This window comes from Streptomyces sp. R-07, from assembly GCF_049913175.1.
Lineage (GTDB): Bacteria > Actinomycetota > Actinomycetes > Streptomycetales > Streptomycetaceae > Streptomyces.
In genome coordinates, this window is record NZ_CP183978.1 from 2,843,501 (window position 1) to 2,866,185 (window position 22,685).

The window sequence follows — 22,685 nt, forward strand, 5'->3', positions numbered from 1 at the left end:
GGGCGCGCCGGCGCTCGGGCTCCGGGCGGCGGTGCGGTCAGCGGTGGCGGGCGCGTCGGGCCGCCCTGACGAGGACCGCGCCGAGCAGGGCCAGGCCCACCGCGAGCGGGGCGATGATCCGCGCGTACGCCTCCGACTCCCGTCCCGTACTGGCCAGTTCGTGGTCCGTCACGGAGTCGTCGGCGTCCTCGGGTTTCAGGGTGGGCGGCGGGGTGGGGGCCGGCGGGCGGGCCTCCTTGCCGGGCGGCCGCGACGGATCGGGCGTTCCGGTCGGGTCCGGTGCGGTGGGCGTGCCGGGCTCGGCGGGGACGACGGTCAGGCGGTAGTCGCCGGACTCGCCGACCCAGTCGCCGTCCTCGCCCCTGCGCTGCACGACCGCCGCGTTGATGACGACCTCGTCGGGCGTCGTCTCCGCCTCGAAGGCCAGGCGTACGGGGACGGTGAGGGTCCGGCCCGCGGGCACCGCGAAGCCGCCGAAGCCGGTGAACGCGCCCACGTTCTCGGCCGCGTCGGTCGACTCGAAGGCCACCGGGCGCCAGCGCGCCGACCCGGCGTCGTAGAACTCGAACCGGATGTGCTCCGGGAGCAGGACCCGGTCGCGGTCGGTGAGGACGAGCACCGGGTGGACGCCCGAACAGGGGGCGTCGGTGGTGTTGGTGAGGTCGAGCTTCCAGCCCTGGAACGGGCCGCCCGCCGGATAGTCGGCCGGCCCGCCGTGGATCCGGGTGTCCAGCGGGAAGCCTCCGCCGGCGGGGGTTCCGCAGGTGGGGGCGGGCGGGTCGGGGGCGGGGACGGCGGAGGCCGGGGCGGCGATCACGAGGGGCGCCGCCGCCGCGGCGGCCACGGTCACGGCGCGGACGCCGCACAGACGCAGGGGGGCGGGTGCCATGGGGCGGGCCTTTGCTGCTCGCTGGCGGGCGTGGGGACGGCGGTGACGCTGCCACGCGGGAGGGGGTGGGTGAGGCAGCGACACCGGGGGTGCCCCCGTTAGGGCCGGCGCATCCGCCCGATCGGCCTACTTTCCGATGATCGGACCTGACGGGGTCGGGCCGGGCCGGGGCCGGGGGCCGGAGCCGGGCCGGGGGGCCGGGGGGTTCGGACCCGGGCCGGGGGGGTCGGACCCGGGCCGGCGGGGGTCGGACCCGGGCCGGGGGGGTTCGGACCCGGGCCGGGGGGGTCGGACCCGGGCCGGGGGTTCGGACCCGGGCCGGGGGGGTTCGGACCCGGGCCGGGTCACTTCCCGAAGACCGGCGCCAGGGTCAGCCACGCCGCGCCCTCGGCCACCGCGTCCCGTCCGGTCGCGAGGCCCACCGGGGCCGTCAGACCGAGGCCGGTCAGGACCTTCCGCGCCCCCTCCGCGAACACCTCCGGCGCGGCGAGGACCACCCGGCCGCCCAGGAGGACCTGGTCGATGTCGAGGAGCCGGACGAGGTTGGCCGCTCCCGCGCCCAGGATCCGCGCGGCCTCGGCGAGTTCGCCGCGGGCGACCGCCGCCAGGCACAGGACCTCCAGACAGCCGCGCCCGCCGCAGCCGCACTGCGGCCCGTCGAGCTGGACGGTCTGGTGGCCCAGCTCGCCCGCCCCGGTCCTGTCCCCGCGCAGCGGCGCCCCGCCGAGGACGAGGCCGGCGCCGAGCCCCGTACCCAGGTGGACGTAGGCGAAGGAGCCGGGCGCGGCGGGACGGAGGGCGAGCCCGAGGGCGGCGGCGTTGGTGTCCTTGTCGAGGACGACGGGCAGCCCGAGGCGCGCCGCCAGCTCGTCCCGTACGGGGTGCCCGGCCCACTCGGGGAAGCCCGTCACCCGGCCCGGCACCCCGGCCCGGTGGTCGAGCGGCCCGGGCATGGCGACCCCGGCCCCGAGCACGGTCCCGCCGGACGGGACCGCGCCGAGCAGCGCCCGTACCTCCTCCGTCACCGCGTCCAGGACCGTCCCCGCCCCCGCGCCCAGGTCCACGGGGCGGCGGCGCGCTGCGAGGACCGTGCCCGCGAGGTCGGTCAGGAGGACCGTCAGCTCGTCGCGGTCGAGGTGGACGCCGACGGCGTACGCGGCGGAGGGCACCAGGCGCAGGACCGTACGGGGCTTGCCGCCGGTCGAGGCGCGGTGGCCGGCCTCGGTGGCGAGGCCGTCGGCCCGGAGCCGCGCGGTGATCTTGCTGACGGCCTGCGGGGTGAGCCCGGTCCGCTCGGCCAGCTCCAGGCGGCTGATCCCGGTCTCCCCCGCCGTGCGCAGCAGGTCGAGCACGAGCGCCGCGTTGGCGCCGCGCAGTACCGGCACGTCCACTCCCACCAGGTCTTTCCTCGCTTCAGGTCTGTCCCCCACTCCCCCATTGTCGCCGCCGCTTGCACTTTGGCAACCGCGTTGCTTAAGTGGGCGGCATGACTGGCACCGACCCCCGCACCCCGCTCCGCGTCGGACTCGTCGGCTACGGCCTCGCGGGCTCCGTCTTCCACGCCCCGCTGATCGCCGCCTCCGAGGACCTCGTCCTCGCCGCCGTCACCACCGGCAACCCCGAGCGGGCCGCCGAGGCCCGCGCCGCGCACCCGGGCGTCCGGGTCGCCGCCCGCCCCGAGGAGCTGTGGGAGCGGGGCGCGGACGAGCTCGACCTGATCGTCGTCGCCTCCCCCAACAAGACGCACGTCGGCGTCGCCACGGCCGCCCTGGAGGCCGGCCTCCCCGTCGTCGTCGACAAGCCGCTCGCCGGGACCGCCGCCGAAGCCCGTGCGCTCGCCTCCCTCGCCGAGGAGCGCGGACTGCTGCTCTCGGTCTTCCAGAACCGCCGCTGGGACAACGACTTCCTCACTCTCCGGCGGCTCCTCGACGAGGGCACGCTCGGCGAGGTCCAGCGCTTCGAGTCCCGCTTCGAGCGGTGGCGCCCGCTGCTGAAGGGCGGCTGGCGCGAGTCCGGCGCGCCCGAGGAGATCGGCGGGCTCCTGTACGACCTGGGCAGCCACGTCGTCGACCAGGCCCTCGTGCTCTTCGGCCCGGTGGTCTCGGTGTACGCCGAGTCGGACGTGCGCCGGCCGGGCGCCGAGGCCGACGACGACACCTTCCTCGCGCTCACCCACGCGAACGGGGTCCGCTCCCACCTGTACGTGAGCGCCACGACCGCCCAGCTCGGCCCCCGGTTCCGGGTGCTCGGCCAGAGCTGCGGATTCGTGAAGTACGGCCTCGACCCCCAGGAGGCGGCCCTGCGCGAGGGGCTGCGGCCCGGGCCCGGCGCCGTCTGGGGCGCCGAGCCCGAGGAGCTGTGGGGCCGGATCGGCGCCGGGGAGTCGCCGCTGACCGGCGGCGGGACCCCGGTGGAGTCACTCCCCGGCGACTACCCGGCGTACTACGCGGCCGTCGCCGCCGCGGTGCGCGGCACCGGCGAGAACCCGGTCACCGCGCACGAGGCGGCCGCCGCCCTCGACGTCCTGGAGGCGGCCCGGCGGTCGGCCCGCGAGGGCCGCGTGGTCACGCTCTGACGCTCCCTGACAGCTGCTCAGCTCGTACGCCGCCGGCGCCTGCCGACGACCACGAGGGCGCCGCCACCGAGGGCGAGGGCGACCGCGCTGGCACCCATGACGATCTTCCCGGTGCCGGCACCGGTCTCGGGGAGCTCGCCGTGGGGACCGTGGTTGCCGCCGGAATCGCCGTAGCCGCCGGGGCCACCGCCGCCGGTGGTCGATCCGCCGCTGGTCCAGCCGCCGTTGGCCGAACCACCGGTCGTCCAGCCGCCGTCCGTCGAACCGCCGGTCGTGGGGTCGGTGGGCGTCGGGGTCGGGTCGGTCGGTGTGGGGGTGGGGTCGGTCGGGGTCGGCGTCGGATCGGTCGGCGTGGGAGTCGGATCCGTCGGGGTCGGTGTGGGGTCGGTCGGGGTGGGGGTCGGATCCGTCGGCGTGGGCGTCGGATCGGTCGGGGTCGGTGTCGGGTCCGTGGGCGTAGGAGTCGGGTCCGTCGGCGTCGGGGTCGGATCCGTAGGCGTCGGGGTCGGATCCGTCGGCGTCGGCGTGGGCTCCGTAGGCGTCGGGGTCGGCGTCGGTGTCGGGTCCGTGCAGGACGGCAGGTCGCCGTTGAACGGGTAGGCGTGGATCTCCTGGCCGCCGCCCCCGTTGGCCTCCGAGGTGTGGGTCAGGTTGCCGGTGGTGAAGAAGCGGCCGTTCATGCCCGGCATCGTCACCGTCGTCGTACTGGCCTGGTTGCCGATGAGCACGCTGCCCGCGAACTGGGCCGTGCCCTCGAACGCGACCTTCGTGGCGTCGGGGAAGTTCCACAGGACCCGCTCGCGCAGGCCGTCCGGGAGCTGGTTGATGTACGAGTCGACGGTGCGGTCGGCGCCGAGGACGTTCACGAGGACCGTCGCGCCGGCCGGGATCTTCTCGAAGCGGATGCCCTGGCGGCCGCCGCTCGTCGACTCCAGGTCGAAGTCGACGGTGAAGACCTGGAGCGCCGATGTGCCGTCACCCGTGAAGAGGGTCTCGGTGTTGTTGTTGACGGCGGTGCCGGTGGGGGTGCGGGAGGCGCCGTTCACGTAGGCGTAGCAGTGGCTCGCGTCGGTGAGCTGGTCCCGGAGCGGCCTGTACGGGTGGGCGCCCGTGGCGTCGTGGACCGGGGCAGGGCTCACCGTGCCGGAGAGGGTGGTCCCGTACCGCACGACGCCGTGGATCGCGCCCTCCTCGGCGAGCAGGCGCTGCTGGGCGGCGACCTTCAGGCTCTTGCCGACGGTGAGGAAGTCGGTGCCGTCGTCGGGCGGGACGCGCGAGCCGACGCCGGCCACCCCGACGTTGTAGACGGCGGAGACGCCCGCCTTCTTGTTCTGGTCGAAGCCGCCGAGGACGACGACCTTGCCCTCGGCCTCGGCCGCGGCCTCGCGGACGAGGAAGTCGCCGCCGACGAAGACGTTGATGTTGTTGTCGCGGTGGACGACGGGACCGCTGCCGTTGTCCACGGGGTACGCCGTGGGGCACTTGCCCGGCTTGCAGGGGCCGAGGCCACCGGGCAGCGGATCGGCGTGGCCGGTGACGGCGAGCGCGCCGACGAGGGCGGTGGCCCCGACCGTGGACGCGGCGATGAGGGCGAGGCGGCGCCGGTCGCGTCGACGCCCGCACGAAATGTGTTCCATATCGGGCAATATGCAAAAACGACATGAAAATGGCGACGCTCCACGCGGAGCGCCGCCGCTTTCGTACCCGTGCGGTCAGGCAGTGCCCATGAGGCCAGGCAACGCACGTGAGAGGCCAGGCGACGGCTGTGAGGCCAGGCCGTGCCCGTGAGGTCGGGCCGTACCCGTGAGGTCAGGCCGTGCCCGTGAGGTCAGGCAGCAACCGCGAGGTCAGGCGCCCTTGAGCTCCTGCCGCTGCCGGCCGAGGCCCTCGACCTCCAGCTCGACGACGTCACCGGGGCGCAGGTACGGCTTGGGCTCCGGCTGCCCCATGGCGACGCCCGCGGGCGTGCCGGTGTTGATGATGTCGCCCGGGTACAGGGTCATGAAGCGGCTGACGTACCGGACGACCTCCGCGACCGGGAAGATCTGGTCCGAGGTGTGGCCGTCCTGCTTGAGCTCGCCGTTGACCCACAGTTTCAGGCCGAGGGCCTGCGGGTCGGGCACCTCGTCGGCGGTGACGAGCCAGGGGCCGAGCGGGTTGAAGGTCTCGCAGTTCTTGCCCTTGTCCCAGGTGCCGCCGCGCTCGATCTGGAACTCGCGCTCCGAGACGTCGTGCGCGACCGCGTACCCGGCGACGTGCGCGAGGGCCTCCTCGTCGGTCTCCAGGTAGCGGGCGGTGCGGCCGATGACGATCGCGAGCTCCACCTCCCAGTCGGTCTTCACCGAACCGCGCGGTACGAGCACGGTGTCGTCCGGGCCGACGACGGTGTCGGCGGCCTTGAGGAAGACGACGGGCTCGGCGGGGGTGGCCTGGCCGGTCTCGGCGGCGTGCCCGTGGTAGTTCAGCCCGATGCACACGACCTTGCCGATGCGGGCGACCGGCGGGCCGACGCGCAGGCCGGTGGCGTCGAGCGCGGGCAGCACGCCGGCACCGGCCGCGGCCCGGATGCGGTCGAGGGCGGAGGCGTCGGCGAGCACGCTGCCGTCGATGTCGTCGACGAGGGCGGACAGGTCGCGGAGCGTTCCGTCCTGGTCGAGCAGGGCGGGACGCTCGGCTCCCGGCGGGCCGACACGCAGCAGCTTCATGGTCTTCTCCCTGTGGTCGGGTGGGCCCGCGAGGGCCCTGAGGTGCCCCGGCCGATGGAGTGCGGCCATCGGAGGATTGGTCGATCCTCCAAGAGAAAGGGTCACTCTGCAAGACCCCGTTCACACACTGGACCCTTACGCGGGAGTAACCAGGGCCGCCGCCGGCATGTCCCGGTAGAGGAAGGCCCGCTCGACGGCGGTCCACGTGGTGCTGGTGACGATGTAGAGCGCGGCGGCCAGCGGCACCACCGCGACGGAGATCAGGGTCGCGAAGGAGAGCAGCGGGAGGTAGCGGGCCATGCCCGCGGCGAGCGCGGCGCCCGGCTGGCCGGGGTCGGCGGCCGGGGCGGCGGCCTGCTGGCGCTTGGCCCGCAGGTAGTTGTACGTGGCGACGGCGGCCACGATCGCGAAGAGCGCGAGGTAGACCAGGCCGGCCGGGCCGAGGACGCCACCGTCGGCGAGGGCGTCGGCGTAGTGGTCGCCGAGCGGGGCGCCGAAGAGGCTGTGCCCGGCCATCCGCCCGCTGGAGAAGAGGTGGTACATCAGGAAGAACGCGGGCGCCTGGAGCAGGCTCGGCAGGCAGCCGGCGAACGGCGAGACCTTCTCCTGGGCGTGCAGCTCCGTGATCGCCTTCTGCAGGCGCTCGGGGTTCTTGGCGTGCTTCTTGCGGAGCTCGGCGAGCTGCGGGGCGAGCCGGGTGCGGTCCTTCTGGCCTCGGGCGGCGGCCCGGGAGAGCGGGTGGACCGCGAGGCGCACGAGCAGGGTGAAGAGGACGATCGCGGCGGCCGTGGCGGTGGTGGCGAAGAGCGGCTGGAGCAGGTCGGCGAGCCGCTCGACCAGGGATGCGAAGACGTTCAAGGGAGCCCTCCGTGGGGTCTCGTCGTGCCGGGAGCATGGAGATTCGGCATGACGGATCCGCGAGAGGTGCTTGCACGTGCTGGGTGTACGGGCTCCCTACGCGGCCGTCGGGAGGGGACGGCCGGGAGCACGGGGTCTGCGGCGCCCGGCGGCGTCGGGGTCCCGCTGGGGCAGGAAGGCGGTGCGCCGCTCGCGGTCGCGGATGGCGGTGCGGACGGCGGTGGGCGGCACGGCGGGGGCCGTACGGGCTCCGAAGAGGGCGCAGACGACGCCGGTCGCGGCGAGGGCGACGGCGGCGGAGAGGCTCGCACCGTCGGAGAGGAGCAGGTCGGCGAGGGCGAGCAGGAAGAACATCGGCGCGACCATGCGCAGGACCAGGGCCCTGATCGTCATCCCGCCACCTCCTCTCGGCCTCTTCAGCCTTCCGGCTGTCTCACGGTGAGGACGCACGGGGAGGCCCGGGAGTTCCCGTACGCGCTCCGGAACTTCTCCACGTCGCTCAGGAGCCGGCGTGCTCCAGGGGGGTCAGGAGGCGGCGGGGCCGGAGGAGGGCGCGGCTGACGGGATCGGCCGGGTCCGGGTCGAGCCCGGCGCCGGGCCGCATCTCGACGTCGGCGAGCGGCACGGGCAGGCGACAGGAGGGGCACTCGCCGTACGGGCCGAGTTCGGTGCCGCAGTCGGCGTGGTGGAAGTGGCGCAGCGGGACGGCGCCGGGGACCTCGGCCCGGCCCCAGGCGCCGAGCGAGCGCAGGACGGGCCAGAGGGCGAGACCGCGTTCGGTGAGCACGTACTCGTCGCGCGGGGGCGACTCCTGGTAGCGCCGCCGGTCGAGGACGCCGGCCTCGACGAGGGCCTGGAGGCGGGCGGCGAGCACGGCGCGGGGGACGCCGAGGTGAAGGAGGAAGTCGTTGTAGCGGCGGACGCCGTAGAAGGCGTCGCGGACGACGAGCAGGGTCCAGCGCTCGCCGACGACCTCCAGGGCGCGGGCGATGGAGCACTGCTGCTGGGCGTAGTCCTTGCCGAGAGCCATGGAACCCATCGTACCGATTACAGGTTCATTCAACGAACTGACCTGGTACCGTGAGTTCATTCACCGAACTGACGGGTGGAGGTCCCTGCCATGCCCCAGCTCGCCACAACGGCCCGACCCGGGTCCCCCACCCGCGCCGGCCGCCCCCGGGCGACCCTCGCCGTCACGGCCGCCGCCACCGCCGTCGCGCTGATGAACTACACGGCCCCGATGCTCACCCTCCCCGACATGGCCGCCGCCTTCGGGACCCCGGCCTCGGCACAGGCCTGGCTGCTCAACGGCACCCCGCTCGGCCTGGCCGTCCTCCTCCTGGTGGCCGGCAGCCTCGCGGATGCGCACGGGCGGCGCCGGATCTTCCTCCTGGGCACTCTCACTCTCGGCCTCACCACAGCACTCGGGGCGTTCGCCGGCTCGACGCTCACCTTCACCGCGGCCCGGATCGCCCAGGGCGCGGCGAGCGCGGCCGTCCTGGCGGGCAGCCTGGGCCTCCTCGCCCACGCGTACCCGGCGGGCCGGGACCGGATCAGGGCCACCGGGATCTGGGGCGCGTCCGTCAGCGGCGGCATCGCCCTCGGCCCCCTCCTCGCGGGCGCGCTCAGCCTGGCCGACTGGCGCCTGGCGTACGGGACGCTGGGGGCGGCGGCGCTGGCGACGGCGGCAGCGGGGGCGCGGACGCTGGCACACGACAGCCCGCGGGGAACGCCGGCGCACGACACTCCTCACGGAACGGGCGCGGCTCGCCCCGACATCGCCGGAGCCGTCACTCTCGGCCTCGCCCTGGCGTCGCTGCTCACCGCGCTCACCCTCGGCCGGGACGGCTGGCTGCGGGCCCCGGTGGGCCTCCTGCTGCTCGCATCCGCCGCGCTGACGGCGCTCTTCGTGCTGGTCGAGCACCGGAGCCGTACGCCCATGGTCGACCTGGCGCTGCTGCGGAGGCCCGCGTTCCTGGCGTCGACGCTGGGGGCGCTGTTCACGGGCCTGGCGGTGATCGGCCTGTTCAGCGTGGTGCCCGCGCTGCTCCAGGGCAGGGCCGGGATGTCACCGCTGACGACGGCCTGGCTCTTCCTCCTCTGGTCGGGCACGGCGTTCGTGGCGGCGCTCCAGGCCCGCCGCCTCGCGGGCCGGCTCTCCGCCGCGTACCAACTGGCCGTGGGCTTCGCCCTGTCGGCGGCGGGGGTCCTCGCCCTGCTCGGCGGCCTCGAAGGCCCCTGGCCGCGCCTCCTCCCGGGCCTCCTGGTGGCGGGCGTGGGCAGCGGCCTCCTGAACGCGGCGCTGCCCCGGCTCGCGGTCGACTCCGTGCCGCCGGAGCGGGCGGCGATGGGCTCGGGCGCCAACAACACCGCCCGCTACATCGGCTCCTCGGCCGGGGTGGCCCTGACACTGGCCCTGGTGACGGAGGGCCCGGACACGGCGCTCCTGGTCTCGGCGGGACTGGCGCTCACGGGCGCGGCGCTCACCCTCGCACTCGGCCGAAGGCGATAGCGGCGTCACCGCGTCGAGACGAGCTTGGCCCAGACGACGAGCCGGAAGGTGCTGCTGAACTCGGGGGTGCAGGTGGTGAGCGTGAGATAGGCCCCCGGCTCGGCATAACCGTAGGAGGGCTTGACGAGAGACCGGGGCACGGCCCGGATGACCCCGACGTCACGGGGAGAGGTCGCCCGCAGGACGAGATCGACGCGATAGACGTAGGTACGCGCACGCGTACGCACGAGAACCTGATCCCCTCCCTCAAGCCGGTTGATGTACCGGAAGGGCTCGCCGTGGGTGTTCCGGTGCCCGGCGAGCGCGAAGTTCCCCACGCTCCCCGGCCCGCCGGTGCCGGGATAGTGCCCGACGTACCCCTTGTCGAGGACGGACCGCTTGGAGACGCCTTCGGCGACGGGGACGGTGAGCCCGAGCCGGGGGACACGGAGGACGGCGAAGGCGGCGGAGGGAGCGGAAGGCGCGGAGGCACGCGGACGGGGCGCGGCAGAGGACGAGGAGCCGCCCACCGCATCGGCATCCGCACCCGCCTCGGCAACAGGCTCAGGATCGGGCTCGGGAACAGACCCAGGGGCGGGAGAGATGTCCCACTCCCGCTCCAGGACGCGCACCTGGTCGAGGGCCTCGGCGCGGGCCTCCCGATTGGTCCACCAGAGCTGGTGGACGACGAGGAGCAGGACGAGAACCCCGCAGGTGACGGCGGTCTCGGCGCTCAGCCACAGCGCGCGTGCGCTCGTACGACGTCGTCCTCGTGTCTGGACGACGACCGGCACCCGCTGTCCCACCCTGGCCCGCACGCGGGGCACGATAAGCGCTGAGGCGCCAACTCTCCAGGCCCGTACAGCAGTACGGTGGAGGGCATGCGCCCCGACACGCCTGCCGCCCACACCACCGAAGCCGAGCGTCTGCTGCGCACGGCCGCGCAGTACCCGGGAGACCGGGAACCCCTGTACCTCCAGGCCGCGGCCCACCGGGAACTCGCGGGCGACCGCCCGGGCGCGACGACCCTCTACGACACGCTCCTCGCCGGGGAGCCGGCGAACCCGCACCTGATCAGGGCGCTGAAGGCGGCGAACCTGTGGGAGTACGGCCACGAGGCCGAGGCACGGGCGATCATCGACGGCGTACGGCGGGCGAGGCCGTCGGACGCGGCGGCGTGGGAGATCACGGCGGAGACGCTGGAGGCGCACGACGAGCTGGAGGCGGCGGAGTCGACCCTGACGGAGGCGGCGGCGCTCCTGGCCACGACTACGGAACTCCCCCACTCCACCCAGTCCCTGATCACGACCCGCCACCGAATCCGCCGGATGCTGGCACTGGAGCACGACGCCTGGGACGACCGGGCGGACCGGCTGCACACCGGGGCGGTCCCGCTGGACGAACTGCACGACCCGAAGCGCCTGTGGTCGCTCGGCTCCTCGGACCCGGCGGAGCTCCAGGCGGAGATCACCCGCCTCCGCTCGGAACTGGGCACGTACCGCACGGCCCTGTCCCGCCCGTTCCCGGTGGCGGTCCTGCACTGGCCGGAACGGGAACTGGACGAGCTCCTGGCGGCGTACCCGGAACTGGAGGCGGAGTACCCCACGTACACGGCCCACCTGACGGACATCGAAGCGTCCCTCCGCGAACTCTCCCAGGCGGGCACCCCGAACCTGGGCATCGTCCGAGCGACGGTCCCCTCGTACGAAGCCTTCGCAGCCTCAGAATCCACCCCCCCGTCGAACGCGGACCTGCTCCCCCAGTACGCAACGACGTTGGCGGCCCGCGCACGCGCCACGGCGTGGCCACCGGCCCGGGGGGCGGAGTGCTGGTGCGGCTCGGGACGGGTGTACGGGGAGTGCCACGGGGCGGAGTGACGCCCGGCCGGTCCGGCAGAATGCAGGTGTGTCCGAAGCCGTTCCGTCATCACCCGCCGTCTCGGCCCGCATGAGCAGGCAGGCCAGCAAAGACACCGCCGCCGAGCTCTCGGTCCGCCGCCTGCTCCACGCGGCCGGTCTGCGCTACCGCGTCGAGTATCCGGTGCCCGGCATGGCCCGACGACGGATCGACATCGCCTTCACCTCGGTCAAGGTGGCCGTGCTGATCGACGGCTGCTTCTGGCACGGCTGCCCCGAGCACGCCACGCAGCCGAAAACGAACGCGGAGTGGTGGCGGCAGAAGCTCGACCGCAACATGGCGCGCGACAAGGAGACGACCGCGCACCTGGAGGCCCAGGGATGGGTGGTCCTGCGCTTCTGGGAGCACATGCCGGCGGACGAGGTCGCCGCAAGCGTACGTGCGACAGTGGGCCGGGAGCGTCTGAAGCGCACCGCCACGAAGCAAGGCCTCCGAGGGAACGGGCAGGCGACGGATGAGTGATCGGCTTCGCTTCGTCGACGTGTGTTCCGGCGCCGGTGGGTTGGCGTCGGGGCTGGAGAGCGCGGGCTTCTCACCGGTGCTTCTCCTCGACGACAAGCCTCAGGCGTGCGAGACCCTGCTGGCCAACAGGCCGCAGTGGAACGTGGTCCGTGAGGACCTGGTGGCATTCCTTCAGGACATTCTCGTGGCGCGCTCCAGGAGCAGTGGTTCGACACCTTCGCCTCGCTTGATCAGACGGACCGGGTCGGTCCGGTCCTGCTCCCATCCATGGGGCCCAGCGGTTGGCGTGATGCCGAGGCCTGGGCGGTTCAGGCGTCGGCCGTGACTCCGACAGGCTGTCGGAGGCTCGGAGAACCGCAGCGGTGCGGACCTCGGCCCATCGGTACGGAGCGGGCCCGGGCGCACATGAAAGGAATGCGGGCGCGTCGGCAGACGAGGTCTCGGAGTACGCGAGGCCGCGCTCGGACGCCCCCACGCAGATGGTGAAGATCACGGTGGTCCCGGCGGCCCTTCTGCAGTCCCTCCCCGGAGTGGCGAGCCACAGGGCGTAAGACGGCCCGGTACCGGCAGATCGGTCACGCCACTCACTTTCTGGTGGCAGGGAACTCGGAGCGGCCGTCGCGACCGCTCTGCACTCTGTCCACAGGCCGTAGCCGAGGCGAACTGCGCTCGGTCCGCCGGCTAGACTTCAGGCCCATGAGCCACATCGAGATGGAACGCTCCTCACCAGCGAAGATCCGCATTCTTGACCTCTTCGCAGGCCCGGGTGGGCTCGATGTGGCAGCGCATGTCCTTGGACACGAGGTGACTGGCATCGAGTGGGACGCCGGAGCATGTGCGACCCGCGCCAAAGCAGGGATGGACACCTTCCAAGGGGACGTCCGTCAGTACCGGGCCGCCTTTTTCCCGCACGCCCAGGTACTGACCGGTGGGCCGCCCTGCCAGACTTTCACCGTCGCCGGGCACGGCGCGGGCCGCAGGGCTCTGGACGACGTGCTCGGATACATCGATCGCCTGCACACGGCGGTGCGCAACACCGCTGATCACCCCGACCCACTGTCGGCCTGGACACAGGTCTTCCGCACCTGGCGACAGATCCACGAGGAGCTCAGGCGCAAGGAGGTCGAGGCCCGGGCGCTCAAGGTCGAGAAGCGCGCGGTGGAGCAGTCCAGGACCGAGAAGCGCAAGGCCATGCGAAAGCGGCTCGAGGAGCTGGGAAACACAGCCGAGGAGGCGAAGAAGCTCCTGAAGGAGCTCAAGTCAATGCGGACCCTCGCATTCCCGGATGCCGCGCTCAATGGTCTGCTCAAGGAGTTCGGCGATCTGAACGGCGTGCTCGAAAAGCTGAAGCTCAGGCTGGAGGAGCTGGGCGACGAGCGGACGGGACTTGTTCTGCAGCCCCTGTGGTGGATCATCGAGCGGGATAGGCGGCCCGGCTCGACGGCTTACGAGGCCGTCGTCCTGGAACAGGTGCCAGCGGTGATGCGGGTGTGGGAGGAGTATGCCGCGGTGCTTGACGCCCTCGGATACCGGACCGCGACGCAGTACCTCCACACCGAGGCCTTCGGCGTTCCTCAAACCCGACGGCGCGCAGTGCTGATGGCCCGGCTCGACGGGTCCAGCCGTGATGCTCTTCCACACGTGGAGGAGACCCACGAGCTGTACCAGCGGGGGGCTTCCCCCTCCGGACGAAGGAAGGCGAACCACGCCGACACACTTCCTTTGGAACACGCCGAGAGCAAGAACGGCCACCCCCGAAGGAAGCTCAAGGAGTGGGTCTCCATGGAGACTGCGCTGAAGAACGCCCAGCCGTTCTCGGACCGCAAGGTGCGCAGCCGCCCCCCGTTCACCGTCGTCTCCAACTACGGGACCGGCGGCGTGCCGGAAGCTCGTGGCCGGCGGGACCACGACGCCCCTTCCGCCACGGTCACGGGAAAGGTGTCGCGAAACCGCGTGGTCCATAAGGGCACCGACACGGACCTCGACAACGGTCTCGCCCGCTTCAACGGCGCCGAGGCAGGAGTGCTGCAGACGTTTCCGGCCGCATACCCCTGGGACGGCAACGACGTCTCGCAGCAGATCGGTAACGCCGTGCCCCCCAGGCTCGCCATGCACGTGCTGCTGCACGTGCTGGAGCCCGAGCTGGACAAGGACGAGGTCGACGCCAGGTTGGAGCAGGGCGTCGAGAAGTTGGCGGCCTGGAAGCCTGAACGAACGGTGGAGCCCCTTAGGCATCGCGGCCTGAAGGGGCACCGGCTCACCGGCAGGTGACCCTCCCGCTCAGCCCAGCGAAGTCCGCCAACGTCACAGGAAGATCGACCGCAACCGTGCGGTCGGGCTGCACGGCACCGAGAATCGGTCACGTATCCAGAGGCGGGCACGCTGCAGACCTACGAGTGGCGAGGCAAGAAGATCCCGCGGCAGATTGGCAGTTTCATCCCTTCGGTCCTGCCCCGCCCGTGTCCCTGCCGCGACGCTGGACCTGGAGCCCCTGCAGCGGCCGTGAGGCCCTCTCCGGCAGGACGATCAGGGCATATACGTGCATCTGGCGTGCATTGAAGGCGTCATCCGTCGATCGGACTGGCTAAAGCACTTCAGGCGCTCCGGAGCGGTAGGGCAGAGCCGGAATAGAGGACCCCCAGCATCCGTGACGCACCGCATGAGATCGATAGCTCTACGTGACAAGTGGCTGAGGTTGCGTCCTCACCTGACGGGCACGGTGATCGAAACGACACATGGAGAAGCTCTCGATGAGCCAAAAAACCTACCTCATAAGGCGATCGAGACGCACCTACGGGCAGGGCTCACTATCGTGTGATCAAGGACAGTTTTCATTCGGTTAGCACACGACGCGGGGCGTGGAGCAACTTTGGGGGGCAGGAGCAACCATGGAAGATCCACGCATCGAGAAGGCCTGGGAGCAGTTCCAAGCACTGCTGGACACGGGCCGCCCGCACGAGGTGACGCAGCAACTGCGGGACCTCTTCGTACCTGACAGGGTCATCGAAGAGTTGCTGCGACGTCACGAGGTGGCGACCACCCGGATTGCCAGCCTGCGGGAACCGCTCGCACTCGGCCGCGAGAACGCCCTGCCCTGGTACACGGGGCCTCGGGCCGACGACAAGAACTGGCCGGCCTTCGAAGGCCTCCTGCGAGGCACGCTCGGCGCCGAGTCGACCCAGAAGATCGACGACGCCTCCACGCGAGTCGTCGCCATGCTTGATCACCCCGCAACTCCTGCCTTCCGATCTCGCGGCCTCGTAGTGGGCCATGTCCAGTCCGGCAAGACCAGTAACTTCACGGGCGTCGTGTGCAAGGCCGCAGACCGCGGCTACCGGATGTTCATCGTGCTCTCCGGCATCCACAACTCCCTTCGGCGCCAAACTCAGGCTCGCCTCATCCGCGATGTGGTCAACCTCAACCCTCCCCTCTGGCATCAAATCACTAGTCCAGAGAGGGACTTCATCCCCCCACCCAACGCTCAGTCGTTCATGGCTTCAAAGGGCCAGACACTGTTGCTCGTCGTCAAAAAGAACGCAGTGGTCCTTCGGAAGCTGCGCGACTGGCTTGAGCAGGCCCAAGAACAGCTTGGCAACTGCCCGACGCTGATCATCGATGACGAGGCAGACCAGGCAACACTGGCGACCCGGCGCATCAATCCGCTCATCAGAGACGTCATGACCCGTCTTCCGAAGGTCTGCTATGTGGGATACACGGCGACGCCCTTCGCCAATCTCCTGACAGATCCGATGGATCACGAGGACTTCTATCCTCGTGACTTCATTCTGAGTCTGCCTCGGGGCGAGAAATACCAGGGGCCCGAGGCGCTCTTCGGTCGGCATCCTGTCGATGGCGAAGACCCCGCCGAGGTGCCGGGGGGTCTCGACATGATCAGGACGATCCCACTCGACGAGCTCGACGACCTTCGCCCCCGGAAACAGGCAGCAGCTGCCGGCTTCCAACCCGCAGTCACAGACTCCCTTCGGCGGGCCGTGCTCTGGTTCTGGATGGCAACTGCGGCACGGCAGGCACGCGGGCACAGGGATCAGCACTCCTCGATGCTGGTCCACGCCCATTCCGACACCAGGGTCCATGACTCCTACAAGGCGCCACTCACCACGCTTCGTGAGGAGGTGACCGCCGGCATTGGATCCGCCGATGCCTCGCTGCTCGATGAGCTACGACTGCTCTGGCAGAACGAGTCGAGGCGAGTCGATCCCTCCGCTTTCGGAAACACCGCGCTTTCGTTCGACGATATTTTGGCCAACGTCGGTGAAGTCGTTGAGTCCACCAAGATTGTCATGGATCACTACAGGAGCAACGACCGTCTGGACTACGACTCAGGCCCTGTAAACGTCATCGCGGTCGGAGGCAATACCCTTTCCCGAGGACTGACACTCGAGGGACTGGTCGTCAGTTTCTTCGTCCGTTCCTCCAACGTGTACGACACCCTGCTCCAAATGGGGCGCTGGTTCGGCTATCGGCCCGGCTACGAGGACCTCCCCAGGATCTTTATGCCTGACGAGACCCGTGACTGGTTCATGCACCTGGCTACGGTCGAGGAAGAAATGCGCAAGGAGATCGACCGCTACTTGATCGAACACAAGTCCCCGCTCGATCTCGCCGTACGTATCCGATGTCACCCCAAGATGCGAGTGACGGCGCCATCGAAGTCAGGGGCAGCCGTTCGTGCAGCGGCTTCGTACGGGGGACAGCTCGTCGAGACCCACTACTTCAAATGCAGTCCCTTCGACGAGGCGCTCAAGTGGCACACCCAGAACGCGGACGCCGTGTCCCGCCTTCTGGCAGCTGCGGCCGAGCATGGGCGCCTTGACTCTGACGTACCGTCCGGACGTGCTCTATGGCGTGAGGTTTCACACTCGCATGTATTGGATTTCATCGCCTCCTACCAGATCGATCCCAAGTCGGTGGACGCCTCATCGGCTCTAATGGCCGAATATATTCGGCGACGCGGCGACAGCGGAGCCCTTGTGTCGTGGAATGTCGGCGTGATCGGAAACGCTCCCACAGCTGGCTCCACCCCGATCACCCTTCCTCAAAACCTGTCCGTTCTACCGGTCACGCGCACTCGGATCTCCACGAGCGCGGGCAGCGCGGTCGCGGACATCAAGACCCTCACAGGTCCCCGCGACGAGGCACTGGACCTGAAGCTCGACAAGGCCGAAGGCCCGGTGAACCGGAGCAAACTTCAGGACTATCGAGTACAGCAGCAGCCCGAACGTGGGCTCTTGCTCCTCTACCCGATCAATGCCCGTTCCGATGTTCCGACTCGAAGGCGCAACGGTGAGGAACAGGCCATCCAAGGACGGGCCCCACTCGATGCACCCGGTGATGTCGTCTGGGGTGCGGCCTTCGTCTTCCCGCGGCCCACCAAGGGCGACGCGCTCGTCGAATACGACTACGTTGCTGCGGATCTCCGCGAAGTCTTCCCTTCTGCGGGCGAGGACGACATCGACGATGTCTCCGTGCTCGACCAGGACCTCGACAGCGATATTGAGGGGATGGCGTGAACACGGACCCCAACGAATCAGCGGCATCCGCACAACTCCGCAGGCTGCTGGAGCAGCTTTGGAGGCAACTCAGCAACGAGTCGCGGTCCTCGCCGAACACGCTGATGCTCTCGGCCGAGCTCAAGATCGACACGCCACATGGCCTGCTTCGCCTCGGTCTGGACTCCGACGGCCGCCGTCATCTACTGGTTCCGATTGCGCCGCACCAGAGGCTGGAGACCGACCGTCGTAGTGCAGGCGTCCACCTCACCGACCGAGTCCTGCTCGTGGAAGACGCCCCGGTTCGGTTCGCCGACCTGTCGTGCCGGCGCCCTGACCTCACCGAGATATTCACTGGGCTTGTTGCTGACGTCTGCACCAGAGTTGCCGCAGAACCTGACAGTCTTCCGTCGCGCCTAGCTCAGACCCTCAGCTCCTGGCGGCTCCTGCTCAGTGGCCAACCAGTCCGTTGGACGCCGCAACGCCTAGCGGGCCTCTTCGCCGAACTGACCGTGTTGGAGAGGCTCCTGAGATTGAGCCCGGCAGCCGTAGCCACATGGCTCGGGCCGACCGGTTGTGCGCAGGACTTCCGCGCGCAAGACACCTGTCTCGAAGTAAAGGCGTCTCTTGCGTCCGAGGGACGGGTCATACACGTCCACGGGGTTGATCAACTGGAGGCCCCCGAAAGAGGATCCCTGTGCCTGTCTTGGTTCCGCGTAGCCGAGTCGTCGCTTCGGTCTGCGCAGTCAATTGCGGATGTCATGGAGTCGTGCAGGTCTCGGACGGATACTCCAGCAGTCTTGGACGAACGACTCCGCAGGCTCGGGATCGGACCGGAAAAGCCACCGATAATCTCGGACATTCAGTTCACGATAACCGATGAGCGTTGGTACAGGGTCGACGACGCCTTCCCTAAGATTGTGCCGACCAGTTTTGCAAATGGCACGGTGCCAGCAGGCGTGTCCGCTCTTGAGTACCTCATAGACCTCGACACCGTTCGGGCTGAGGCGGACGGGTCTGCAGTCCTTGACGATATGGCGAGCCGCCTGTGAACAACTATTCCTGGTATTCTCAGCCATTCCGTGCGGACGGCGGGATCACTGCAGATGGATTGCTCGGCCAACTCGGGCGTCCGGAACTGTCGCGCCTAACCATCTTGGTACGCGAGGCAGCGCAGAACTCCTGGGATGCCAGGCTTCTGGGGCGCCCGATCGTGAGCTTCAACCTGGATCTGGGCACTGTCGGGGCAGGGCACATAGCCGAATGGAGAAGGCTGTTCTCCAAATGCGTGCCGTCGGAGGGTGACCCGGACGGCGGGTTCAAGAAGTTGAGCCAGGCACCGATGATCAGGTATCTCGCAATCTCGGATCGCGGCACGAAAGGCTTGGGTGGGCCCACTCGTTCGGATGCGGGTAAGACCCCGAGGCGAGAATGGTTGCGTTTCGTCCTGAATAGCGGCGACAGAGACAGCGATCATCAAACACTGTCCTCTGGCGGAACCTTCGGTTATGGCAAAGGGGCCTTTTTCCTTGCCTCCAAGGCGGGGTGCATCTTTGTCTACACCCGGTTCCGTGACGACTCTGGATCGCTGCAATCACGATTCATCGGCGCAGCTATTCGCAAGGCCTATTGGCACGACGGTGCTCGATATACGGGCCGGCACTGGTGGGGAAGGCCGGAATCGGAACACTGCGAGCCGCTCTACGGTCAAGAGGCAGATGACGCGATCCGCCGCCTCGGCCTACCTACCTTCAGCGAGGAAGACACCGGCACGACAGTAGTGATTGTCGATCCCGACCTTGCCGACCCCACTCTTCCCGACACGGAGACTCGTGAGGAACTGAATATCAATGACGCAGGGGTCTACCTGGCCGAAGCTGCGGCCTGGAACCTCTGGCCGATCATGCTCGACGAACGCGAGACACGTCTGTCCGTGTCGGTGACTGCGAATGGGGTTCCGATCAACGTCCCGACTCCGGCTGATGATCCCGCCCTTGCGTTCTTCGCCGACGCATATCGAAATGTGGTGGCGAAGCGAGGTGAACCGCTGAGCTGCCTCAGACCCAAGAAGGAACTTGGGACGTTCGCCCACGAGTACACCTTTGCGGCCACTGTGACATCACCTGCGGCACGCGACCTCGGCATCGAGGGCGCTCCTCACCATGTGTGTCTCATCCGAGGACCTGAGCTGGTAACTCGTTACTACGCAGGCCCTGAGCGCCCAAATCCACACGTGGGGTACGCCGGCGTCCTCAAGGTCGCGGACGACCTGGATCCGGTGTTTGCTCGGTCTGAGCCGCCAACCCATGACAACTGGTCCTACCAGCAGCTCAATGGGCGTGAAGCCACCTTCGTCCGCACACTGACGAGACGCCTCAAAGAACGCTGTGACAGCATCAGCGGAGCGACGACGGCGAGAGCTTACAAAGTTGGCGACTACGCGGTTGGGTCGGTTGCTCGAAGGCTCGGCCACCTCCTCGCAGGTCCCGGAGGGACCGGAACGGCAGTCATCGATATAGGCACCCGTCCCGGGATCTCGCGGCCAGCAGTCAATGGGGAGCGGCCAGAGCAATCCGGTCATAGCGACGCGTCACTGGGGGAGTCGAAACATTCGGGTGAAGGAGACACCATTGGCAGCTCATTCGTCGATGTTTCTTCGCTTGCTGGTGAGACTCCCCCAAGCACTGCCACTCGTCGCCCGTCGCTCGTCTCGTCGCCACGTTTCGAGATGCTGCAAGGACTGCCCGTTCTGGTCCAGTCGGTGAGGTTGCACGGCTCAGGCCGCTACGAAGGGTGCACCGAAGTCCTGACGGGCGAGGGTGGCACGGAAAGCAGTTCGCCGGTCGGCATCGCCTCGCCCACAATCCATGGGTGGCGAGGCCAAGACGGGCACCTCGTGCTCGGTGAGGTTCTGTACCACTCCGGCGGCCCCGCAGAGGTTGAGCTCATCGTCAATGCCGTGCCCGATGCGGTGCTTGAGATCAATGTAAGGGTTTAGTCATGGGTGTACATGCATGGCCCTATCGTCGGCCACTCAATCGCGTTGTCGCTGAACCCTGGCGGACGAACGAAACGACCGGCACCCCCCTGCCTTCTGCTCTTCTTTCATGGGACTACGCCACCGACCTCACTCTCGCTCGCGTCGTACACTTGGATCTGGATGGAATCCGTGAAGACTGCGGACTTCCGGAAGACGCAGCGCTCCGCCTGAGTGTCCGTTACTGGCCTTCCACCTCTCAGATTCGCCATGTCGGGTTCACCGGTGCAGTTTCTCTGCACGGGAAGCAGAATGTGGCGGTAATCGATTTGGTCGCAGAAGGGGAGGACCTGGGTGGGTTTCTAACCATCGAAACCATCCTCGACCTGGCGGATGAAATACAGTCCGACGAACCTTTCGTAGCTCAAAGAGCAGGTTCGATCCTCTGGAGCGACCAGGTCAGGGTTCATCTCGAAGGAGCTGCCGGCCTACTGCCAACCGCGCCCGTTTCGTTCACAGAAGCGGGACTGCCCCAGGGCGCCGCCTGGTACGTCAGCATGGACGGCAGCGACTGGCTGCAGGCCGCGATGGGGAGCCTCCTGATCCTCCTGAATACCGATAATGCAGCTGTCCGAAGGGCACTGGCCTCCGAAAATGAGGAGACAGCTCCCCTCCTCTGGGACACATTGGGGATCGATATCGTCACCGACCTCGTGGGGCGCGCTTTGGATGATGAATCGTTTGATGACGATGCGGGCGATGCCGATCAGGAGGGGGACCTGACGATGGCAGGCCTTGTCAAGAGCCTCGTCCGAACCTATCTCGCTCTTCCGACTGAATCACCTACCAATGCGATGCGACGATTGCGGGACGAACGCAGAGGAGATCCATCACGCTTCAGGGCCCAGGTCCAGAAGGGCATCGGCTTCCCTAGGGAGGTATCCCGATGAGCATCCTGTACCCCCGCCTGCTTCCCGGCGAGGCCGACAGACTCTTCGTTGAACTACACAAACACCCCGTCGGAACGCACGAGGCCATGGTGGCGAACCATTCGTCTCGATCCGTGTACGCCGCTACCGGAGGACGCCGCGTCACAAAGGAAGAACTGAACGACCTGCGTCAATCAATTCTTATGGTTGCAAAGAGTCAAGGCTTTCCGGAACTCCCCGCGAGTGGGCAACGGAACGCCTTCGATCGCCAGACAGGGCGGATCCTGCACGAGCAGAGCATGATGGTCCCAGGCGAGGCCGCCCAACGCCAGGTTTGGGCTTTTCTCTCACTGGTCCTTCTACCTGATATATGCGTCTGGAGATGGCCGGCAAACGCTGAGGGTAAGTTCGTCGCAGATAGGTTCAAGGCCACTGACCTAACGCGTCATGCCCTGGCACGACTCTGGACCCGGGCACACATCCTCCATGTTCCAGGATCCGACGATCCTTACGCTTTGTTCTCGGCGATGGGCGAGTCCGATCTCGACCAGGTCATGGCGAGACGCCATGCCATCGCAGCCACCCCCGGACTTGTCCGAGCCGTGGTTCGCGTCCATTCCGAAGCTACTCCAGAAGATCTGGAAGGCGTGAGGTCGCGCGACGTGCTGCGGCAGTGCCTCATGCGGCTCCTGCGACTTACTGCTTTTGTCAACACAGACGCGCTTTCTGCTTCGCAGCTGGATCAACTGGTCTGCGCGGTACAGCGAGAAGTAGTCTCCTCCCTTCGGTGATCGTTCCAGATTGCGGTCGAGACGGGACGAGGCCACCCGCTCCACCCTCACTCGCAAGCACGTTTACGAAGTCGCCTTCAGGTTCGACACCTGGCCCGACCTACCACCCTCGTGGTCGAAGGCCCCGACTAAGCATCCGTCCGCCAGGTCTCCGCACTGCTCGACCTCGACTACACCAAGGCTCGCTTCGGAAGCGGCGAAGAGATCTACGAGAGCTAGGCCGGCCGCGGCATCCTCGCCAAGCCCACGCTCTTCCTCTCCGACGCCGAGAAGCACGAGCCGACCTCGACGGTGGCCGCGGATCATTGGAGGAGCCTGGTACGGGTCGGTTCTCGGGGTGGGCCTGCTTCGTGGGCCTCGGGTGGGACCGCCCTCTTTCCGAGAGTCGCGCCTTCCACCACCGCGTCAAGGGCAAGTCGGCTTCGCCGATGGGCTGCGCCCACCCTAGACCCGGCGGCTCCAGGCGCGAAAGACCTCTCGGAGGGCGGTCCGGGGCCGGGGTCCACGCACAGGCCCGGGCAATGTCCGGGGCTGGAGAGCGTCTGACGGGCCGGTGGGTGGGGGCTCGGTTTGTGGCCGGG

At 69.0% G+C, this 22,685-nt stretch carries 19 protein-coding genes; 11 read left to right on the forward strand and 8 right to left on the reverse strand.

Going from position 1 to position 22,685, the window contains the following annotated elements; all coding sequences use genetic code 11:
* Positions 1 to 37: 37 nt before the first annotated feature.
* Together ACN9M0_RS12820 and ACN9M0_RS12825 are read right to left on the reverse strand one after the other, a co-directional pair.
* The gene (locus ACN9M0_RS12820; RefSeq protein WP_426403616.1) at positions 38 to 889 is read right to left on the reverse strand and encodes a hypothetical protein; all 852 of its coding nucleotides are present in this window, start codon (positions 887 to 889) and stop codon (positions 38 to 40) included.
* Between the two features lie 344 nt (positions 890 to 1,233).
* Positions 1,234 to 2,280 (reverse strand): ROK family transcriptional regulator, encoded by a 1,047-nt coding sequence (locus tag ACN9M0_RS12825; RefSeq protein ID WP_426405299.1) that lies wholly within the window; start codon positions 2,278 to 2,280, stop codon positions 1,234 to 1,236.
* A gap of 95 nt (positions 2,281 to 2,375) precedes the next feature.
* On the opposite strand from ACN9M0_RS12825, the gene ACN9M0_RS12830 reads away from it, so the two are divergent.
* On the forward strand, positions 2,376 to 3,464 hold the full coding sequence (locus ACN9M0_RS12830; RefSeq protein ID WP_426403617.1) for a Gfo/Idh/MocA family oxidoreductase: 1,089 nt from the start codon (positions 2,376 to 2,378) through the stop codon (positions 3,462 to 3,464).
* Positions 3,465 to 3,481: 17 nt separating this feature from the next.
* Here the strand turns inward: ACN9M0_RS12830 and ACN9M0_RS12835 are convergent, their stop codons facing one another.
* From ACN9M0_RS12835 to ACN9M0_RS12855, 5 genes are all read right to left on the reverse strand, one after another.
* Positions 3,482 to 5,101, reverse strand: coding sequence for a choice-of-anchor A family protein (locus tag ACN9M0_RS12835; RefSeq protein WP_426403618.1), 1,620 nt, complete (start codon positions 5,099 to 5,101; stop codon positions 3,482 to 3,484).
* Positions 5,102 to 5,311: 210 nt separating this feature from the next.
* The gene (locus tag ACN9M0_RS12840; protein ID WP_426403619.1) at positions 5,312 to 6,169 is read right to left on the reverse strand and encodes a fumarylacetoacetate hydrolase family protein; all 858 of its coding nucleotides are present in this window, start codon (positions 6,167 to 6,169) and stop codon (positions 5,312 to 5,314) included.
* A gap of 135 nt (positions 6,170 to 6,304) precedes the next feature.
* Entirely contained in the window at positions 6,305 to 7,027 is a 723-nt protein-coding gene (locus ACN9M0_RS12845) for a YidC/Oxa1 family membrane protein insertase (protein ID WP_366036704.1), read from the reverse strand.
* Between the two features lie 96 nt (positions 7,028 to 7,123).
* The gene (locus ACN9M0_RS12850; protein ID WP_426403620.1) at positions 7,124 to 7,420 is read right to left on the reverse strand and encodes a DUF6412 domain-containing protein; all 297 of its coding nucleotides are present in this window, start codon (positions 7,418 to 7,420) and stop codon (positions 7,124 to 7,126) included.
* Between the two features lie 106 nt (positions 7,421 to 7,526).
* Entirely contained in the window at positions 7,527 to 8,057 is a 531-nt protein-coding gene (locus ACN9M0_RS12855) for a winged helix-turn-helix transcriptional regulator (protein WP_366036702.1), read from the reverse strand.
* A 90-nt stretch (positions 8,058 to 8,147) separates the two neighbouring features.
* Here ACN9M0_RS12855 and ACN9M0_RS12860 point away from each other — a divergent pair, with 90 nt between their 5' ends.
* Positions 8,148 to 9,539, forward strand: a complete 1,392-nt coding sequence (locus ACN9M0_RS12860; protein WP_426403621.1) for an MFS transporter — start codon at positions 8,148 to 8,150, stop codon at positions 9,537 to 9,539.
* Positions 9,540 to 9,544: 5 nt separating this feature from the next.
* On the opposite strand, the gene ACN9M0_RS12865 is transcribed toward ACN9M0_RS12860, so the two are convergent.
* Positions 9,545 to 10,336: a class E sortase gene (locus tag ACN9M0_RS12865; RefSeq protein WP_426403622.1), complete on the reverse strand. Its 792-nt coding sequence runs from the start codon at positions 10,334 to 10,336 to the stop codon at positions 9,545 to 9,547.
* A gap of 63 nt (positions 10,337 to 10,399) precedes the next feature.
* Between ACN9M0_RS12865 and ACN9M0_RS12870 the strand changes: the two genes are divergently transcribed.
* From ACN9M0_RS12870 to ACN9M0_RS12910, 9 genes are all read left to right on the forward strand, one after another.
* Positions 10,400 to 11,395 carry an SEC-C metal-binding domain-containing protein gene (locus ACN9M0_RS12870; RefSeq protein WP_426403623.1) on the forward strand — a complete coding sequence of 332 codons (996 nt, stop codon included), beginning with the start codon at positions 10,400 to 10,402 and terminating at the stop codon, positions 11,393 to 11,395.
* A 70-nt stretch (positions 11,396 to 11,465) separates the two neighbouring features.
* On the forward strand, positions 11,466 to 11,897 hold the full coding sequence (locus ACN9M0_RS12875; protein WP_366036791.1) for a very short patch repair endonuclease: 432 nt from the start codon (positions 11,466 to 11,468) through the stop codon (positions 11,895 to 11,897).
* A complete protein-coding gene (locus tag ACN9M0_RS12880; RefSeq protein WP_366036698.1) occupies positions 11,890 to 12,222 on the forward strand; it encodes a DNA cytosine methyltransferase in 333 nt (110 codons plus the stop codon). Before ACN9M0_RS12875 ends, ACN9M0_RS12880 begins: the two co-directional genes overlap by 8 nt.
* Positions 12,223 to 12,593: 371 nt before the next feature.
* On the forward strand, positions 12,594 to 14,168 hold the full coding sequence (locus ACN9M0_RS12885) for a DNA cytosine methyltransferase (protein ID WP_366036697.1): 1,575 nt from the start codon (positions 12,594 to 12,596) through the stop codon (positions 14,166 to 14,168).
* A 617-nt stretch (positions 14,169 to 14,785) separates the two neighbouring features.
* Positions 14,786 to 17,428, forward strand: coding sequence for a Z1 domain-containing protein (locus ACN9M0_RS12890; RefSeq protein WP_366036696.1), 2,643 nt, complete (start codon positions 14,786 to 14,788; stop codon positions 17,426 to 17,428).
* On the forward strand, positions 17,425 to 18,459 hold the full coding sequence (locus tag ACN9M0_RS12895; protein ID WP_426403624.1) for a PD-(D/E)XK motif protein: 1,035 nt from the start codon (positions 17,425 to 17,427) through the stop codon (positions 18,457 to 18,459). Before ACN9M0_RS12890 ends, ACN9M0_RS12895 begins: the two co-directional genes overlap by 4 nt.
* A complete protein-coding gene (locus ACN9M0_RS12900; RefSeq protein WP_366036694.1) occupies positions 18,456 to 20,405 on the forward strand; it encodes a hypothetical protein in 1,950 nt (649 codons plus the stop codon). The genes ACN9M0_RS12895 and ACN9M0_RS12900 overlap by 4 nt, the downstream gene beginning before the upstream one ends.
* A 2-nt stretch (positions 20,406 to 20,407) precedes the next feature.
* Positions 20,408 to 21,334, forward strand: a complete 927-nt coding sequence (locus tag ACN9M0_RS12905) for a hypothetical protein (RefSeq protein WP_366036693.1) — start codon at positions 20,408 to 20,410, stop codon at positions 21,332 to 21,334.
* Positions 21,331 to 22,104: a DUF6339 family protein gene (locus ACN9M0_RS12910; protein ID WP_366036692.1), complete on the forward strand. Its 774-nt coding sequence runs from the start codon at positions 21,331 to 21,333 to the stop codon at positions 22,102 to 22,104. Before ACN9M0_RS12905 ends, ACN9M0_RS12910 begins: the two co-directional genes overlap by 4 nt.
* The last annotated feature ends 581 nt before the right edge of the window (positions 22,105 to 22,685 follow it).

What these genes read in the sequence shown, in the direction of transcription:
- ACN9M0_RS12820 (WP_426403616.1), bottom strand. Translation starts at nt 889, where the DNA reads ATGGCACCCGCCCCCCTGCGTCTGTGCGGCGTCCGCGCCGTGACCGTG.
- ACN9M0_RS12830 (WP_426403617.1), top strand. Translation starts at nt 2,376, where the DNA reads ATGACTGGCACCGACCCCCGCACCCCGCTCCGCGTCGGACTCGTCGGC.
- ACN9M0_RS12835 (WP_426403618.1), bottom strand. Translation starts at nt 5,101, where the DNA reads ATGGAACACATTTCGTGCGGGCGTCGACGCGACCGGCGCCGCCTCGCC.
- ACN9M0_RS12840 (WP_426403619.1), bottom strand. Translation starts at nt 6,169, where the DNA reads ATGAAGCTGCTGCGTGTCGGCCCGCCGGGAGCCGAGCGTCCCGCCCTG.
- ACN9M0_RS12850 (WP_426403620.1), bottom strand. Translation starts at nt 7,420, where the DNA reads ATGACGATCAGGGCCCTGGTCCTGCGCATGGTCGCGCCGATGTTCTTC.
- ACN9M0_RS12855 (WP_366036702.1), bottom strand. Translation starts at nt 8,057, where the DNA reads ATGGCTCTCGGCAAGGACTACGCCCAGCAGCAGTGCTCCATCGCCCGC.
- ACN9M0_RS12860 (WP_426403621.1), top strand. Translation starts at nt 8,148, where the DNA reads ATGCCCCAGCTCGCCACAACGGCCCGACCCGGGTCCCCCACCCGCGCC.
- ACN9M0_RS12870 (WP_426403623.1), top strand. Translation starts at nt 10,400, where the DNA reads ATGCGCCCCGACACGCCTGCCGCCCACACCACCGAAGCCGAGCGTCTG.
- ACN9M0_RS12875 (WP_366036791.1), top strand. Translation starts at nt 11,466, where the DNA reads ATGAGCAGGCAGGCCAGCAAAGACACCGCCGCCGAGCTCTCGGTCCGC.
- ACN9M0_RS12880 (WP_366036698.1), top strand. Translation starts at nt 11,890, where the DNA reads ATGAGTGATCGGCTTCGCTTCGTCGACGTGTGTTCCGGCGCCGGTGGG.
- ACN9M0_RS12885 (WP_366036697.1), top strand. Translation starts at nt 12,594, where the DNA reads ATGAGCCACATCGAGATGGAACGCTCCTCACCAGCGAAGATCCGCATT.
- ACN9M0_RS12890 (WP_366036696.1), top strand. Translation starts at nt 14,786, where the DNA reads ATGGAAGATCCACGCATCGAGAAGGCCTGGGAGCAGTTCCAAGCACTG.
- ACN9M0_RS12905 (WP_366036693.1), top strand. Translation starts at nt 20,408, where the DNA reads ATGGGTGTACATGCATGGCCCTATCGTCGGCCACTCAATCGCGTTGTC.
- ACN9M0_RS12910 (WP_366036692.1), top strand. Translation starts at nt 21,331, where the DNA reads ATGAGCATCCTGTACCCCCGCCTGCTTCCCGGCGAGGCCGACAGACTC.